The sequence below is a fragment of the Luteibacter sp. GL_149 genome (genome assembly GCF_057834065.1).
Genome location: NZ_CM174395.1, coordinates 1,774,808 through 1,790,970, shown reverse-complemented (window position 1 = coordinate 1,790,970; position 16,163 = coordinate 1,774,808). Strand labels below are relative to the sequence as shown.

The 16,163-nt window shown below is 59.5% G+C and carries 15 protein-coding genes; 6 read left to right on the top strand and 9 right to left on the bottom strand.

Annotated elements, in window-relative coordinates:
* Positions 1 to 46: 46 nt before the first annotated feature.
* Positions 47 to 1,126 (top strand): glycosyltransferase family 9 protein, encoded by a 1,080-nt coding sequence (locus AC3IR3_RS08155; protein ID WP_489196411.1) that lies wholly within the window; start codon positions 47 to 49, stop codon positions 1,124 to 1,126.
* Here AC3IR3_RS08155 and AC3IR3_RS08150 read toward each other — a convergent pair.
* On the bottom strand, positions 1,123 to 1,539 hold the full coding sequence (locus AC3IR3_RS08150) for a DUF6165 family protein (protein WP_489196410.1): 417 nt from the start codon (positions 1,537 to 1,539) through the stop codon (positions 1,123 to 1,125). The genes AC3IR3_RS08155 and AC3IR3_RS08150 overlap by 4 nt on opposite strands.
* Before the next feature lie 134 nt (positions 1,540 to 1,673).
* On the opposite strand from AC3IR3_RS08150, the gene AC3IR3_RS08145 reads away from it, so the two are divergent.
* Both AC3IR3_RS08145 and AC3IR3_RS08140 read left to right on the top strand, forming a co-directional pair.
* On the top strand, positions 1,674 to 2,783 hold the full coding sequence (locus AC3IR3_RS08145) for an FAD-dependent oxidoreductase (RefSeq protein ID WP_489196409.1): 1,110 nt from the start codon (positions 1,674 to 1,676) through the stop codon (positions 2,781 to 2,783).
* A gap of 39 nt (positions 2,784 to 2,822) precedes the next feature.
* Positions 2,823 to 3,518: a pentapeptide repeat-containing protein gene (locus tag AC3IR3_RS08140; protein ID WP_489196408.1), complete on the top strand. Its 696-nt coding sequence runs from the start codon at positions 2,823 to 2,825 to the stop codon at positions 3,516 to 3,518.
* Between the two features lie 66 nt (positions 3,519 to 3,584).
* Here the strand turns inward: AC3IR3_RS08140 and AC3IR3_RS08135 are convergent, their stop codons facing one another.
* The 6 genes from AC3IR3_RS08135 to aceE all read right to left on the bottom strand — a co-directional run bounded on the left by AC3IR3_RS08135 (position 3,585) and on the right by aceE (position 13,270).
* Positions 3,585 to 5,504 (bottom strand): DUF3300 domain-containing protein, encoded by a 1,920-nt coding sequence (locus AC3IR3_RS08135; protein WP_489196407.1) that lies wholly within the window; start codon positions 5,502 to 5,504, stop codon positions 3,585 to 3,587.
* Positions 5,505 to 5,793: 289 nt separating this feature from the next.
* Complete coding sequence (locus AC3IR3_RS08130) at positions 5,794 to 6,822, bottom strand: alginate lyase family protein (RefSeq protein ID WP_489196406.1); 1,029 nt, start codon at positions 6,820 to 6,822, stop codon at positions 5,794 to 5,796.
* Positions 6,819 to 8,237 (bottom strand): DUF2867 domain-containing protein, encoded by a 1,419-nt coding sequence (locus AC3IR3_RS08125; RefSeq protein ID WP_489196405.1) that lies wholly within the window; start codon positions 8,235 to 8,237, stop codon positions 6,819 to 6,821. Before AC3IR3_RS08125 ends, AC3IR3_RS08130 begins: the two co-directional genes overlap by 4 nt.
* Before the next feature lie 37 nt (positions 8,238 to 8,274).
* Positions 8,275 to 8,595 carry a metalloregulator ArsR/SmtB family transcription factor gene (locus tag AC3IR3_RS08120; RefSeq protein ID WP_489196404.1) on the bottom strand — a complete coding sequence of 107 codons (321 nt, stop codon included), beginning with the start codon at positions 8,593 to 8,595 and terminating at the stop codon, positions 8,275 to 8,277.
* Positions 8,596 to 9,126: 531 nt separating this feature from the next.
* Positions 9,127 to 10,458 carry a dihydrolipoyllysine-residue acetyltransferase gene (aceF, locus tag AC3IR3_RS08115; RefSeq protein WP_489196403.1) on the bottom strand — a complete coding sequence of 444 codons (1,332 nt, stop codon included), beginning with the start codon at positions 10,456 to 10,458 and terminating at the stop codon, positions 9,127 to 9,129.
* A 142-nt stretch (positions 10,459 to 10,600) separates the two neighbouring features.
* On the bottom strand, positions 10,601 to 13,270 hold the full coding sequence (aceE, locus tag AC3IR3_RS08110; protein WP_489196402.1) for a pyruvate dehydrogenase (acetyl-transferring), homodimeric type: 2,670 nt from the start codon (positions 13,268 to 13,270) through the stop codon (positions 10,601 to 10,603).
* 164 nt (positions 13,271 to 13,434) lie between these two features.
* Here aceE and AC3IR3_RS08105 point away from each other — a divergent pair, with 164 nt between their 5' ends.
* A complete protein-coding gene (locus AC3IR3_RS08105) occupies positions 13,435 to 13,887 on the top strand; it encodes a MarR family winged helix-turn-helix transcriptional regulator (RefSeq protein ID WP_489196401.1) in 453 nt (150 codons plus the stop codon).
* A 118-nt stretch (positions 13,888 to 14,005) separates the two neighbouring features.
* Positions 14,006 to 14,176, top strand: coding sequence for a hypothetical protein (locus tag AC3IR3_RS08100; RefSeq protein ID WP_489196400.1), 171 nt, complete (start codon positions 14,006 to 14,008; stop codon positions 14,174 to 14,176).
* 10 nt (positions 14,177 to 14,186) lie between these two features.
* On the opposite strand, the gene AC3IR3_RS08095 is transcribed toward AC3IR3_RS08100, so the two are convergent.
* Both AC3IR3_RS08095 and AC3IR3_RS08090 read right to left on the bottom strand, forming a co-directional pair.
* Positions 14,187 to 14,681, bottom strand: coding sequence for a hypothetical protein (locus AC3IR3_RS08095; protein WP_489196399.1), 495 nt, complete (start codon positions 14,679 to 14,681; stop codon positions 14,187 to 14,189).
* A 144-nt stretch (positions 14,682 to 14,825) separates the two neighbouring features.
* Positions 14,826 to 15,143: a hypothetical protein gene (locus AC3IR3_RS08090; RefSeq protein ID WP_489196398.1), complete on the bottom strand. Its 318-nt coding sequence runs from the start codon at positions 15,141 to 15,143 to the stop codon at positions 14,826 to 14,828.
* A gap of 464 nt (positions 15,144 to 15,607) precedes the next feature.
* On the opposite strand from AC3IR3_RS08090, the gene AC3IR3_RS08085 reads away from it, so the two are divergent.
* Positions 15,608 to 16,159, top strand: a complete 552-nt coding sequence (locus tag AC3IR3_RS08085) for a hypothetical protein (RefSeq protein ID WP_489196397.1) — start codon at positions 15,608 to 15,610, stop codon at positions 16,157 to 16,159.
* The last annotated feature ends 4 nt before the right edge of the window (positions 16,160 to 16,163 follow it).

The following is a 16,163-nucleotide window of genomic DNA, read 5'->3' as shown; positions in this document are numbered from 1 at the left end:
CTTTCGGTCGCCCTTCGCGGCCATTCCACCGGGTATCCATCAAATCGTGAGCAGTCTACCAAGCCGTCCGCTTCCTTCGGGCGAATCCAGTATCTGCATCCTGCGGACCTCCGCCATCGGCGATGTCACGCATGTGGTGCCGCTGATACGCACGCTTAAGGAAAAGGCACCCCGCGTGTCCATTACGTGGATCGTCGGGAAGCTGGAACAACGGCTGGTGGGCGACCTGCCCGGCGTCGAGTTCGTCATGTTCGACAAAGGCAAAGGTCACGAAGGCATGCGAGCGGTGCGCCAGGCACTGGCCGGCCGCCGGTTCGACGCCTTGCTGCATATGCAGGTAGCCCTGCGCTCGAACCTGCTGAGCCTGGCGGTCAGCGCCGACCGTCGCATCGGTTACGACCGTGCCCGCTCCAAAGATCTGCACGGCCTGTTCGTCAACGAACGGATTCCCGCACGCAGCGGCGAACACGTACTGGACGCCTTCGGCAGCTTCATCGAACCGCTGGGCATGCGTCAGACAGACGTTGTCTGGGATATTCCCGTTTCCGAGGACGCCCACGCCTGGGCGCACGAACACTTGCCGGGCGATGCGCCCACCCTGCTCGTCAGCCCCACATCCAGCCACGAACTGCGCAACTGGCGGCCAGAACGCTATGCGGCGGTGATCGATCATGCGATGGCGCGCGGTCTGCGCGTGGCGCTGGTCGGCGGCCCGTCCTCCGGCGAACGCGCCATGGCGGACGCCGTGCTCGCAGCGACCACGTCGACGCCGATGGATCTGACCGGCAAGGACACCCTGAAGCGTTTCATGGCCCTGCTGGGCCGCACCGCCATGATTCTGACACCCGATTCGGGACCGATGCACATGGCCAACGCCGCGGGAGTGAAGGTGCTGGGCCTGCACGCGGCCAGCAACCCGCATCGCTCGGGGCCGTATTCGGACCGGCGCTGGTGCGTGAACAAATACGACGAGGCCTCGCGCCGCTTCCTGGGCAAGCCGGCGGCGGATATCGCGTGGGGAACGAAGATCGAGAAACCCGGCGTCATGGACCTGATCGCCGTGGACGAGGTGATCGACCGGCTCGAAGCCTGCACCGATCACCTCGGCTTGTCGCTGAGCGGTTAGACGCTCGGCGCGCTGCCGTTCGACCGGTAGTCCTGATAGGACTTCTCTTCGACCAGTTGCGAACCCAGCGCAAGATTGATCTCGCGTTTCACGGCGGCGCGCACGTCGTTTTCGAAGTAGACCGCTCGGGCCAGCTCGATGAATTCCTTGTCGAATGCCTGCGCACGCTCCTTCAGGCGGATCCGGTCCTCGATATCCCAAAGACGCTCGTTGACTTCGCGCAGGCGCTTCCATTCGTCGGTGATATCCGTGTCCGACGCACGGTCGTTCGCCCATGTGGCGTTCAGCAGTTCGAGTTCGTTGCGCACGTTGGCGAGCTTCGCCTCGTCCTTGATCTGGACGGACTTGATCTCGAGGATCGTGATCTTGTCGATGAGTTCCCCGTAGGACACGGGAACCTGGATGAGACTCATGGTTTTATCTCCGGAACGGTCAGCCGCGCGAGGTTAGCAGGTTGACCGTTGCGCGACGATCCGGTCCGGCTCCTACACATCGGCGCAACATCCCGCGGTGGAGGCTGTGCGCCAACCACGACGGAGGTGCGCCCGTGTCCGACCCTTCATTCCTGATCGCCGGCGCCGGCCCCACCGGACTCGCCGCCGCCCTTTTCCTCAAACGGCGCGGCATCGAGGCACGGCTTGTCGACAAAGCGGCCCAACCGGCGGCGCACTCCCGCGCCCTGGTCGTCAACCCGCGCACACTGGACATGCTCAAAAGCTCAGGCGTTACCGACCGGATGCTTGCCGAGGGCCGACCGGTTTCGGGCCTGACCTTCTACGACCACTGGAAACGAATTGCATCGTTCGACGCCAGCGCCATTCATCCGCGCTACCAACTCAACGTGATTTCGCAGGAGCGCAGCGAAGCATTGCTGGCCGAGGCACTGGCGGCGTATGGCATCCAGGCCGAACGTTCCACGACGGCGTCGGTCAAGGGACAGGACGAACGCGTCCATGTCGAACTCACGCATGGCGACGGGCGGACGGAGCAGATCGATGTCGATGGCCTGTTCGCCGCCGACGGCGCGCGCAGCACGATACGCGAAAACCTCGGCATTCCGTTTCCGGGCACGTCGTTCCCCGAAGCATGGCCCCTGTTCGACATCGAAATGGAAACGTCGCTCGCACTCGACCGTGCACACGTATGCTTCCTCCCCGAAGGTCTTATTTTCATGCTCGCGCTGGATGCGCGGATATGGCGTGTCATCGCCAGCTTTCCCAACCCACTCGATCACCTGCCAAACGGATCGCACGCAGGTAACACCGTATGGTCCTCATCGTTCCACATCGCCCATCGCATCGCGGAAGCCTGCGCTGTCGGACGCGTTGCACTTGGCGGCGATGCCGCGCACATCCACTCGCCCATCGGCGCGCGCGGCATGAATCTCGGCATCGAGGACGGCTATGCCTTCGCACTGCGCATGGCCGATACGTCTCTCGATCTTCCCGCGCGATTCGCGCGCTACGGCACCGAACGTCATGCCATACATGTCGATGTCGTACGTCGCGTGCGCATGGTCACGACGCTGGCGCGCGGCGGCACGGGCGCGCTACGCCTGATCCGTCGCTACGGCATTCCCCTGATTGTCGAAATCGCCCCCATGAGACACCTTCTGCTGGGTATGGCAGCGGGACTGGATCATCCCCAGCCGGTCTGAGACGGGACGGGATGTGTCCATCGCGATATCCTGCCCGGCATGCACGATCAGACCGATTTCCAGATCATCGAAACACCGACCCCGACGCGACCGGACGTGGAAGCCGCCATTCGCCACCGGAAGAAACCCTTGTGGTTCGTGGGCGCGGATTTCTCGCACGCCGATCTTTCGGGCCTGGATCTGTCGGGCAGCCATTTCGAACGATGCCTGCTGGCGGAAACCAGCTTCAAGGCAGCCCTGCTCGAATCGACGACCTGGAAAGGCTGTCGCGGCGGGAAAGCCATATTCCGCGCGGCCAAGATCAACGAAAGCCGTTTCGTTTCCTGCGATTTCAACAACAGCCTCTGGCAGGGAAGCCGTCTCGGATTCGCAACGTTCAGCGGCTGCAAGCTGACCGGCGCCAACTTCAGTGGCGCCTCGACACTGGGCACGACCTTCAGCGATACGTTACTGATAAGCGCGTTTCTCAACGGATTTTCGTTTCGCAAATGCGAACTCGACAACCTCGATTTCTCCGATGCCGATCTCACGGACGCCGATTTTCGAGAGGCCATTTTTTCAGGCGGCAGCCTGAGCAACGCGCGCCTGCATGGTGCACGTTTCGACGGCGCGGACCTTCGCGAGGCAAGTCTGCACGGACTGACATTGCAGGATGCCAAGCCGTTCAGAGGTGCGACCATTTCGCGCGAACAGGCGTCGATGCTTCTTTCGAGCCTGGGACTGACGGTGGCGTGACGGATCGGTCGATACGGAAAGCCGTATGCCCGGACAGGTAGTTGAACGGGCATCGCCTCGTTTTACTTATCCCTTATCGTCCTTGTGCTCATCCTTCTTCGGCGGCGGCGCCTCGCGATGGGGAGGCTGCGCTCGCGGAGCCGGCTGTTCGCGCTGCTGCTGTTGAGGCGGCGGCGCCTGTCGAACCTGCTGCGGCTGCGGACGTGGCATGACTTCGCGTGGTTGCTGCGGCGGCTGGGGACGCGGCGGCGCTTCGCGTTGCTGCGGCTCGGGACGTGGCATCGCCTGACGTTGCTGGAATTCCTGGCGCGGCGCCTCTACCCGCTGTTGCTGCTCCGGACGAGGTTGCTGCTCCGGACGAGGTTTCTGCTGCTCCGGGCGCTGTACCTGTACCTGCCGTGGTTGTTCGACGGGCCGGGCTTGCTGGACGGGGCGCGGCGGCTGTTGTGCGATGGCCGGTTGCTGTGTGGCCGGACGCGGTTCCTGACGCGGTGCATCCACGCGCCTCATGTCCGGATTTGCGCGCTGCGCTTCGTTTGGAACGCGAGCGGGCTGCGCTTGCCCTTGCGCTTGCCCTTGCGGCATCGGATGAAGCGACTCGCGCGTGACAGGCAAAGGCACTCTGTCGCGCTGCGTGAACTCGTTCGGATTGCTGCGATTCCGCTCGGCCGGAGGCACCAACGGCTGCGGATGTCCCGGTTGCGCGGCGGGCACCGGTTGGTTCGGACGCGTCATCTGCTCGGTGAAATTGGGCCGCTGCATATGCGCGAAATCGGGCGCCGGACGTCCCTGCCCCGGTTGTGCCGCAAGCGCGGGGCGCTGGACGTTCTGCGGTGCGGCACCAGGCGCCTGTTCCGGCCGCCGATCGACGGCGACATTGCGATTGCCGCTGTTGACGTTACTTATATTGTTGACGTTGCCGTTATTGACGTTGCCATTATTGAAATTGTGACGATTGTCGATCTGCGTCACGTTGCGATTGATCGTGGTGTTGTTGGTGACGCGGTTAATGACCGTCGTGGAATGCGACACGTAGGGACGGTTGTTGTAAACCACCTCCGGACGTCCCGGGCCGTCGCCGCGACCGCCGCCGCCCCAGTTCATATTCCACGCATGCCAGCCCCAGTCGCGACGATCGCGGTCGTCGTGATGACTGAACGCCTCGCCGATCAGCACGCCGACACCGAACGAGATCACACCCGTCGCAACCATGTCGCCAGTGCTGTAACGAGGCGGCGGACGATAGTCGTAACCGCGATACACCTCGACCTCGTCGCCATAGACCACGCCCGGGTCGTATGCCGGGACGTACACGACGTCGCTCTGTTCCGGCTCGATGACAATCGTGCGTTCGGGGGCCTGCACGACGGAAGGCCCCTCGTAAACCACCGGCGCGTCGCCGCTATCGACCACATCCGGCTCGCTATAGCTGGTGCGATCGACCACCGCGACCTTCTGCTGCGGCGTGCTGCGCAGGTTGCCGTGTGCCTGCGCGCGTTGGCGCATGACCTGGATGGCATTCAGAACATCGTTCGGATCGTTGACATAGGCATCGCCCAGCGAGGTCGTCCAGTCGATATTCCTTGCCAGCTGATCGATGACGCTGGGAAAGGCGGTAAGCGATTTGACGCTGGGGTCCCAGGGCTGGGCATTCGCGGCATCGATCAAGGCAGCGGGCTTGAGGCCCCGATTCTGCTGCATCCATGCATCCGCCGCCGTCACCTGGTCGGGATACGCGGACGCTGCAAGCGTTTGCGCGACCAGCTTGTCGGGGAATAGCGCGATGGGGGCGACGAGCTGGTAAAGCTGATCGGCCGTCGGCGGGACATAGGCCTGAGCGTTCGTTCCGGGCTGGGCGGCGGTACTAGCCGCAGCGGGCTGTACCGCGGGCGTATCGGGCGCCTTCTGACATGCCGCGATCGAGAGTGTGCCCAGGCACAACGCAACACCGGGAAGCCAACGATTGCCTTGCCGACCAGTTTTCATTCGTCACGCCTTTCAGGGTAGCCAGACCGTCGTCGGGATGACGACTTCGATGCAAGATTGCCCCCGCGAAAATGACTGAATCCTTGCTGGAAACGGGTTTGTCCTATCGTCGTGAAAACCCGTTCAGGAATGTCTGCGGCGCGCAAGAAAATGCGCTTAACGACGTTTCGTTTTAGATGCAACGAAATCGTTGGATTGCGCAACAGGTGGTCATACAACGCCTTCACGACCGTCTTTTCTTGCGATTTGTCCGTTCAGCGTGCGGACCGCGAAACGCGGCACGAACCGCTCAATCTTTCGCCTCGCATACGTACCTGTCCGTCGGAGGCTGCAAACGCAGGCGTTGCGCCAGCGCCAGATACGCCGGGTCGAATTCGCTGGCCATCCAGTACACGTTCGCAGCGGTCTTCGGATCGAAAGGGCCGGCATAGCCCTTGGCGCCGATGGCAGCGCGCTTCGCATCGAAGGCGACGGTAGAGTGGACAAATTCCTCGTGCTGTTTCTCGCCCGCGGCATAGGGCCGAAGCCATCGAACGGATGTTTCCAGCGAAGCGCCGTGCACGTCGGCGGCATACCAGTTCTCACCGCGGGTACGAGCCGCGAGCGCGGCCCGCAGGAGAGGCTCCAGATCGTAGACCACGTAATGCAAGGCATCGCGCTCGGCGAAATCGATGGGCTCGCCATCCGGACGCAGGTTCTGCGCTACCTGTTCTCGGTAAAACTCACGGGCTTCGGCAAAAAGCTGCGCGTCATCCAGGGCAACGGCGATCAGCGTCACCAGCTTTACGCGATGACTTTGCCAGTTGTTCTGCCAGCTTCCGCGATGGTCCCGTACGTTTCGCGCATCGTGCATCCGCTCGACATAGCCCTTTGCCCACCCCCGCAGAAACTGCGACGCCCGCGCCTTGTTCGCCGGCGGCATCGCTTGCTGGATCAGCGTATAGGTGTCGACGAGGGTATCGAAATTCGTCTCGTCGATCGGATTGAAATCGGGGTGGTACGTCGTCACCCACGCGTCGAGATAACGCGTGGCCATTTTCAGGTAGGCATCCCCTGCCCCCGTCCGCCATGCCAGTGCGGCATCCCGCATGAGTGGCAGCTCGCGCTCGACCTCGATACTTTCGTCCCGAATACCCTCATGGGGTAACAGCCCTTCCGTATGCACCCGCACTGACGGATGGGGCGTGCTGTCCAGGAGTGGCGATACGTGCCCGATGAGGTAAGCACGCATGGATGGATCGAGCGGCGGCTGACCGGCACAGGGGTGTGGATCAGCCATCGCGGGAAGTGCGATCGCCAACAGGACGGCAAGCATCATGCGTGCACCGCCCCCGGCAACACGATGTCCACGGCAGGCTGCGGCGCAAACGCATGTTCGGCAGCTTTTCGCAGCATCGCCGGACTGACGTAGCGACGGTGCACGCGGTCGATAAGACGGATATACACATGGCCAAACAGGTTCTTGCAGCGCACACGCGTACCCAGCGTCACGTCGACCCGGCCATCGACCACGCGCAGGCCGACGCAGGAACGGAACATCAGGTGTTTATCGTCCGCGCCGAGGATGACCTGCGCGTATGTATCGTCCTTGTCGACCCGTTGATCGAGTACCGGGAAGCGGCCAGCGAATACGTGGCGATCCGGCTTGGCAAGTAACGACGATACCGGGCAACCCAAGGGCGACGTACGCAGTCCAAGCGGACGAACGAGGATGTTCCTCAACGTCATCATGCGCGATACGCCGACCGGGGGATTGTGCAGAAATCCATCCAGAAGCGAGGCGAGAAGTACCGATGCTTTCGGCCCCTTCGGCTGATTTTCCTCGAGTGTCAGGAGAAACGAATCCTGATGGTGAAAGCGGTCGACGAACTGTTCGTGCAGCATCGAGTCGGCGGCAGGTACGTTCATTTCAATGACGGTCTGATGGCCTTCGCTTTCGCGCATGAAGCCACCCGCACGACGAAGCCGGGCCAACGCGCTCCGGGCCACTCCGAAAAAACGGCGCGCGAAATCGCACATCGTTCCCTGCATCGATCCGGGCGCGGCTTCCAGCGTCAGCGCCACGGTGGGCACGTGCAGACGATCGGCAGGCGTGCCTTCGATAAGGGCGAGAACGTTTTCCGGCAACAGTTCGGTCAGCGAAGGAATCGTCGCTTCGTTCGCCATCACCCGACGACGCAACGACTCGGGCAGATCGCCACCCAGTTCATTTGTATGGCACGACAGGGCGAAGAAAGCGGGATGGCCGGAATGCGCGCGCAGCGGACTGAACTGATGCCACGTACCGCCGCCGAAGCGCACGGTGAACAGCGAGTCGGGCGGAATATCGATGTAGCGCAGCGCGCGAAGGAAGTTCGCCGGATCCGCTGCCAGCTCGTCGGGCGTCGCCATGGAAAAGCGCAGCTGCGCACCGGCGCTACCGGACACGGCAGTGAAAATCCGATGCCCGGCATGGCGGTGGAACGGATGGCCTTTGGCGCCGACCGCGAAGGTATATAGCGATGTCGCATCGCCCTGTTCGAAGTGCGTACCCGCCAGCTTCGCGGATGGCTCGTCCAGTTCGTCGACGAAGTCGACATGCGCCTGCTGGCGCAGGAGCGCCGCGGCAATCAACTGACTGCCGGCACCGTGGCCGAGCTGGGCGATCAGCGAAACCTCGACCGGCAACCCGCCCGAGGAAGACGGAATGCGCGCGGAGGGAAACGATGCGGTGGCACGAGAACGATGCGACATGGAACTCCCCTTTCCGGTGACGGCCTGGCCGTCGTGCTTATGCGCCCTGCTTCTTCGCCGCCAGCTTGCGCGATTCGCGCTTCAACGGCCCGGCCTTCGGACATATCTCGAAAGCGAAACCGGTCAGCGTGTTGACGAGGCTGTCCCGGTTCAGCCGGTAAACGATGAACTGCCCCTGCCGTTCGCTGGATACGAGGCCCGCCGTCTCCAGCACGGACAGATGTCGCGATATCGACGGCGCGCTCATCGCGAAGCGGCTCGCGATCTCGCCCGCCGTGAGTTCCTGGGCCGAAAGGTAGGCAAGGATCTCGCGGCGGGGCCGGGAGGCAAGTGCTTCGAAGACTTTGTCGGCAGCCATGGCTCTTCGTTAATTAGCTTAGTAGCTAAATGATTAACTGTAACCCGGCGCGTGTCAATAGGCCGAATGAGGTTAGATCGAACATGTGGGGGATTTGATCTCCACTGGAAATCTGGCGATCGTGAAATGGAGAGGACGTGATCCGGGCCGCTACCAGATGACCTTATGAGAGTGTGCATTTTCTGATGGAACCCCGTCGCCTGGGGTGCCCACCGCTAACTTCGGCGTGGGGGTCCACTGCAACAATGAACGACGCGGCTTTGGACGGGGATTTCGACGAGGCGCGGTTCCGGGCCGAACGCGTAGCGTAAATGGCCGTCGCTTTGCAGCTAAACGACCTTACCCTGGCGCGCCGACAGGTGTGAATGCTTGCCGCGAACGCGTAGGGCGCAGTCGCCATAAGCAATCGATAAATCAGTTATTGATTTTTCGCAGCCTTTGACAGATTTAAACCATCGCGTAATGTGGGTAAGAGGAACGATAAGCATCCCGTGAACTGTTTGGACGCTTTTCATGCACCCTGAGCCGAAATCAGAGCAACACTCGCCGCATATCGGCCAGTAATTGGGCAAGATAGGCCGTGAAACGCGCCGCGGCAGCACCATCGATGACGCGATGGTCGTAACTCAACGATAACGGCAACAATAGGCGAGGAACAAAATTCCGGCCATCCCAGACCGGCTGCATGGACGCCTTAGAAACGCCAAGGATAGCAACGTCCGGTGCGTTGACGATGGGTGTAAATGAGAGGCCACCGATGCTTCCCAGCGACGAAACCGTGAAACATCCGCCGCTAATATCGTTCTGCTCGAGCTTACCTTGACCTGCTTTCGAAGCCAGCATCGATATCTCATGGGAAATATCAACGATACCCTTCCTATCGACATGCCGTATCACCGGCACCATAAGGCCATTCTGCGTGTCGGCGGCAAAACCAAGATGAATGTACTTCTTCAGAATCAGCGCTTCGCCACCAGGATCAAGCGATGCGTTAAAACTTGGGAAGCGTGCAAGTGCCGTAGCGCAAGCCTTAAGAATGAAGGTCAGTAACGTGATCTTGTTGCCCGAATCCCGACGTTCCAGGTTCAATGCCTGGCGAAACACTTCCAGCTCGGTGATATCGGCCTGATCATGCTGGGTGACATGAGGTATGCGCGCCCAGTTGCGCGAGAGATTAGCGCCTGAAATTTTCCTAACCCGCGAGAGCGGCACAGTTTCGATATCGCCAAATTTAGCGAAATCAACCGTTGGCCACGCAAGTTGAGTAGGCGCATTATCCCCTGCGACCGCAGCCAACACGGCATCTGGCGCCGGCGACGAACGATCCGCATGCCGAAGCATGTCGTCCTTAGTAATTCGACCCATGCGCCCCGTACCGACGAGATTCGTTAACTCGACCTCCCATTCGCGGGCCATTACCCGAACGACTGGGCTGGCATATGGTACTGAACCTCCTTGTGCGGCGACATTCAGGTGAATCGGTGCTTTTGCAGGCGGCAGTGAATACGGTGCCGACAGCTTTCGTATTGCAGACCCATTCGCGTCGGTCGGGCCTATCGCCGTTGGCTCAAGGTTTTTAGGTATACCTTCTCGCTCATCCGTCGAGCTGTTGTCGTCACTGGCTTCATTTTCTATCAGCGCAACGACGGCACCTTCCGATAGCAAGTCACCAAGTTTTATCGTCAATTCCCTTACGATGCCCTTGTAGGGCGAAGGCACCTCTAAGCTAGTCTTGTCCGACTCTAGTGTAATGAGTGTCTGATCCTGCTCGACGCTATCTCCCACCGCTATCAGAATTTCTATAACAGGAACTTCGTCAAAGTTGCCGATGTTCGGAACGACAACTTGGTTCAATCTCGACATACCAATCTCCAGAGGGCGACCTCTTGCAAAGGGGCAATCGTGCGGACGTAGTAGTCTGGACCACGCGCTTTGCGGCCTACCCATTTGCAGATAAATGGCGACGTCTAATGTCCACCACGTTAATCAGAACCATTCGCCCATGTCAGGTCGCTGGCGGATAGGCCTTCTCGGGGTCGATGCCATAGCGACGAATAGCATCACTGACTTGTTGGTACCCCATTAGTCCATCATCGGCCAGCGCTTTGAGCGAAGCCAACGCGATTGCGTGCCGATCTACCTCAAAGAACGTGCGAAGTGATTCACGCGTGTCGGATCGACCGAAGCCATCGGTGCCCAATGCGACGAAACGGCGATCAGTTACGAAGGGGCGAATCTGGTCGGCTACGATCTTCATGTAGTCGGTGGCCACCACCAAAGGACCTGTGTGGCCTTCCAAGCACTCCTCTACGTACGGTATCTTCGACACATCCTCCGGGTGCAACATATTCCAACGCTCAGCCTGCAATCCATCTCGACGCAACTCGGTCAGGCTAGTTGCGCTCCAGATATCACAAACAACGCCATAGTCACGTTCCAGAAGTTCCGCGGCTGCGATGACTTCACGCAGGATCGCGCCGCTTCCCATCAGTTGCACTCGACCCTGCGCAGGTCCTTCCGGCGCTTCGCGAAGCAAGTAGAGCCCTTTGACAATCCCTACTTCTGCCCCCTCGGGAAGTGCTGGCTGCAGGTAACTTTCGTTAAGAAGGGTAATGTAGTAATAGATATCCTCTTGCTCAACGTACATTCGGCGCATGCCATCCTGGATGATGACTGCAAGTTCGTAAGCGAACGTTGGATCGTAAGACACGCAGCAGGGAATGACTGAAGACAGCACATGGCTGTGCCCATCATCATGCTGCAGACCCTCGCCCATAAGCGTTGTGCGTCCCGACGTAGCGCCCAACAAAAAACCACGCGTACGTGCGTCGCCGGCGGCCCAAGCCAGATCACCAACGCGTTGCAGACCAAACATCGAGTAGAAAATGTAGAACGGAATGGTAGTCAGGCCATGAACACTGTAAGCCGTACCCGCAGCTATCCATGATGAAATGGCGCCGGACTCATTGATACCTTCCTGCAGAATCTGCCCGTCTTTAGCCTCTTTGTAATAGCTGAGCTGACCTGCATCCTGCGGTGTGTAGAGCTGACCGACATGCGAATGTATGCCAATCTGACGAAACAGGCCCTCCATACCGAAAGTGCGCGACTCATCGGGAACAATGGGCACCACGAGCTTTCCAATGGCCGGATCTTTAAGAAGCGTTCCCAGAATGCGAACGAAAGCCATGGTGGTCGAGTGGCCACGTTCGCCACTGTCCTTTAGTTGGGTGGCGAATGTTGAGAGAGGAGGAATCACCAGTGCCGGCGAGTTGCGGACGCGTGCGGGCACGTACCCACCCAGACTGGCGCGTCTCGCAGCGAAGTAACGCGCCTCTTCAGAGTCGGGCACAGGTTTCAGATAAGTCATTCGCTCCAATTGATCGTCCGAGAGGGGCAACTCGAATCGATCGCGGTAGGCACGCACGGCATCCGTGCTCATCTTTTTTAGCTGATGATTAATGTTCTGCCCTTCGCCTGCCTCACCCATACCAAAGCCTTTGACGGTCTTGGCCAGAATCACCGTCGGCTGCCCCGCGTGGCTCACCGCCTGGGCGTATGCTGCATGGACTTTTTCCGGATCGTGGCCGCCGCGCGACAGTTGCCAGATCTCATCATCGGACATATGGGCGACCAGTTCGAGCAGCTCGGGATACTTGCCAAAAAAATGTTCGCGGACGTAAGCACCGTTTTGTGACTTGAATGTCTGGTAATCACCATCGACGCACTCCATCATTCGCCGGTGCAACAGGCCCGTGTTATCGCGAGCCAATAGCGCGTCCCAACTACTTCCCCAGATCACCTTGATTACGTTCCAGCCGGCTGCGCGAAATGCGCCTTCGAGCTCCTGAATGATCTTTCCGTTGCCCCGCACCGGCCCATCGAGTCGCTGCAAATTGCAGTTAATCACGAAGATGAGGTTGTCCAGTTGCTCACGGCCGCCCAGGGAGATAGCTGCCAGCGACTCAGGCTGGTCCATCTCTCCATCGCCTAGAAAAGCCCACACCTTCCGCCCCTGGGGCTCTTTCAAGCCCCGGTTTTCCAGGTAGCGCATGAAACGGGCCTGATACGCTGCCGTTAGTGGCCCGAGCCCCATGGAAACCGTCGGAAACTGCCAGAAATCCGGCATCAATCGCGGATGCGGGTACGATGAGAGGCCATCGCGTCCCGCTTCACGTCGGAAGTTCTCCAGCTGATCGTCGCTGATTCGACCTTCTAGATACGCGCGTGCATAGATGCCTGGCGCCGAATGACCTTGGATGTAGACAATATCCCCATCAAAACTTTCAGTACGGCCCCGGAAGAAATGATCGAAGCCCACATCGTAGAGTACGGCGGCCGAGGCATAAGTCGCGATATGCCCCCCGACATTCGAAAGACGGCCGGCACGTAGAACCATCGCCATAGCATTCCATCGAATGTACGTACTAAGGCGTCGCTCGATGCTCAGGTCACCTGGATAGTCCGGCTGCCGATCGAGTGAAATGGTGTTGACATAGGGTGTCGTGACACGACCGTGCAGGTTGCCGTGTTGTGCCACGTCCAAGTCTAATAGCTGATCAATGAGATAGAGGGAGCGAGGTCGACCATCCATGGAGATGACCGCTTGCATCGCTTCAAGCCACTCGCGGGTTTCCTGCGGATCGATATCCAGACCCGTGGATGGGTGGTTCATGACAGATCTCCAGTGTAAGTTTACCGGCAGGTTTCGGCAGGTGTGGCGCGCCAAACCACGCTATGCAAGCACCGTGCGACTCGTAGGCAGTCAATGTCGTTGCAATTGCAATTATATGGAACGGTCAGAGAATTGCAATTGCAACTATAAAAGGAGATCGACTGATGTCTTCCAGCGAACCTGACTTGTGGTTCTCGTTCGTCCGGGCTCACAGGCTCATGATTCGCGAGATCGAACGTCGCCTGGCCGAAGCAGGATTACCTTCATACGCGTGGTACGACACCCTTTGGGGTCTGGAGAGCGGCCCCAACGGCATGCGTCGGATGCACGAACTGGCCGATGTGCTCGCTATTGAACGCTACAACCTGACCCGCCTTGTCGATCGACTGGAGAAAGAAGGTCTCGTTACGCGATCGCGGTCTGCCGAAGATGGTCGTGCCGCCTATGCTCAGATCACCAAGGACGGGCGCGTGCTGCGCAGGAAGATGTGGAAGATCTATGAATCGACAGTGGCTGAGTTGTTTCTTTCGCAGTTCAGTAACGTCCAGCGAGCCAGTTTCACGGACGCGCTGAACGAAGCCTCAGGGGCTGTGCGCAAATGCATCAACAATATATGACGAAGGGTTGCGTCGGTCGGGGCAGAGCCTCGAGTACGACCCTCGTCCGTTGCCCAGATGCCGCGATTCGCCTCGTGCATCGGCTGCTCAGAACGCGCTCCGCCTTGTCCTCACGACGATGTCCGCCAACGTAGTCGACGACGCATCGGTCGCGGTCGATCTTCTCTCAAAAGGCATGCATGCCGAGGCGATTGCCGACGATCCGGCGATGTCGTCGCTCATCGTCAACGCGCTGGACTCGCTCGTGGCTGCTATCGCGGAGAATCCAGCCCATCAAGGCATCCGTTGAGCCAGAACGCTTAAACGTTCTGACCGGTTTCCGGCGCGACCGGATCCTTGGGCACATGCCGACTGATCCATTCGAGCATGAAGGCCTCCAGACCCTTGCGGGGAGGCACATTGATGCCCGCTGCTCGCACGAACCCCACCTCTGCCTGAAGCAACGCCTGCTTGGCCCGACTGGAAGCCAATCGGGCGACCGCTTGTTTTTGCCGCAACTGGATAATGCTTGCCGAGGGTTGGCCGGGACGCGCGAACCGTTGGTAACGACGCAATTCGTCAGCCACAAGTTCGGTGTCGAACGCTGCCTGTAGCGTCGTGTCATACGCCTTGAGCACCTGCACCAGGGATGTTCCTGTTTCGGTGGGTTCCCACTGGTCAGCCCCATCCGTCGCAGAAACATGGCGAGCAAGCAACGGGGGCAGCGAGGGATCAACGAGCGTAGACACCACCTCGCAGAAGGCTTCAAGGCGACGCAGGAAACCTGCCTCGGGAAAAGGCGCTTTTGTTGCCATGCAGGTAGGTCCATACGCTGAGTTAAGTGCGGCTTGCGGAGTCTATACCGCTGCTCGACGAATCCAATCCTTTTATTGCCGGGCGACCTTCGGCAACCCTTGTGGGAGCGCGCAGGCGCGCCCCCACACAAAAGCGCCGCTCGATTACGACCCCGGCATTCCACACCTTTGACTGATATCCAGACTCAACACCCGATACATCTCGACCACCTCATCGATCAACCCTCGCAGGACATACGCCGCCTGCGCCACCGACCCTTGCTCGGCATCGATCAGGGGTACGTCGATAAGAAGATCGGCGACGCCACGCATACCCGACAAACGGTCGGTATTCGCTTCATGGATATCGCCCAGCTTCAGCGCGCGTGCGCCTTTGCATAGTGGGCAGGGAATGGACAAGTCGTGGCCCGATGTCAGGACATACGACGCGGACACGAACGGTCCGTCTTCCTTGCTGCTCATAGCGGCATCCTCTCCGTGGATGTCCGCCACCCGCAGGATGCGGGTGGCGGACGTGCCAGGATGGAAACCGGTGCAGTTGAATCCCGGCCGGACCGAAGTCCGCCCGGCACGCCCACCGTAAGAGGCAAGCACAACGTAGCGCAACGCATGAAGACGTCGTTTGAGACGGCGTCTTCAGCGCAACTGCGAAACACGGGTTTCCATGCCCGATCGCCGATGTGCGGCGACACGGTGAGGATCGCGGCGATGACGCGAAGCGTCAACCCGTTTGGATAAAAGAGACCGAATTTTCAGACTAGTCTGAGTGGCTATCGCGGGAGCGCATACGCTCTTTGGAAGCTGTCGCTTCGACAACACACGATCCAAAAAAAGAGACGACGTCACAATCCAAAGACTCTGCTATCTTTTTGACTCGCCAACACGTCCGAGCGCAGACTGCCAACTGAAAAATCAAGGGAAACCTTATGGATATTGGCCGTATATATTTCCCTGGAAACCCATGGCCTGAGGGGCACAAGGTTAAAGACTTTCGCTGGACTGCTGAGACCAAGAGCGACGATCTCTGGTTTCATTTCCATCTGGAGACTGATAACTACCAAGCCGAGCGATATATCGAGGACGATGAGAGCGTCGAGTACCCATCGGATTGGGAGGCGCCCATTGTTTGGGGGAACTACCACTCCTGCATCATCTCTTCAAATCTCTGGCATTTTGGCGGATTTAAAGTCTGTTCTGCGAAAGAGTATTCATTGGAGAAATTGGACGGCCTGCTGTTGCACGTAGATCCGCTACCGTGCGACCTGGAAGATCCCGCCGCCAGGGCATTTCATGCCTATTTGCTAGGTCATGACACCGTTGTCGACCATCACATCGAATTTTCTCGCATCAAAGATACGAACTCGTTCGCTATCACCTGGCGCGGAAAAATAGCATTGACGTATGCTGGCTATTACGATCCAACATATGAGTTCGCTGCAAAAATTCGCTCAGCGGAAGCTCCCCCACTGGCCCGGTGATCGT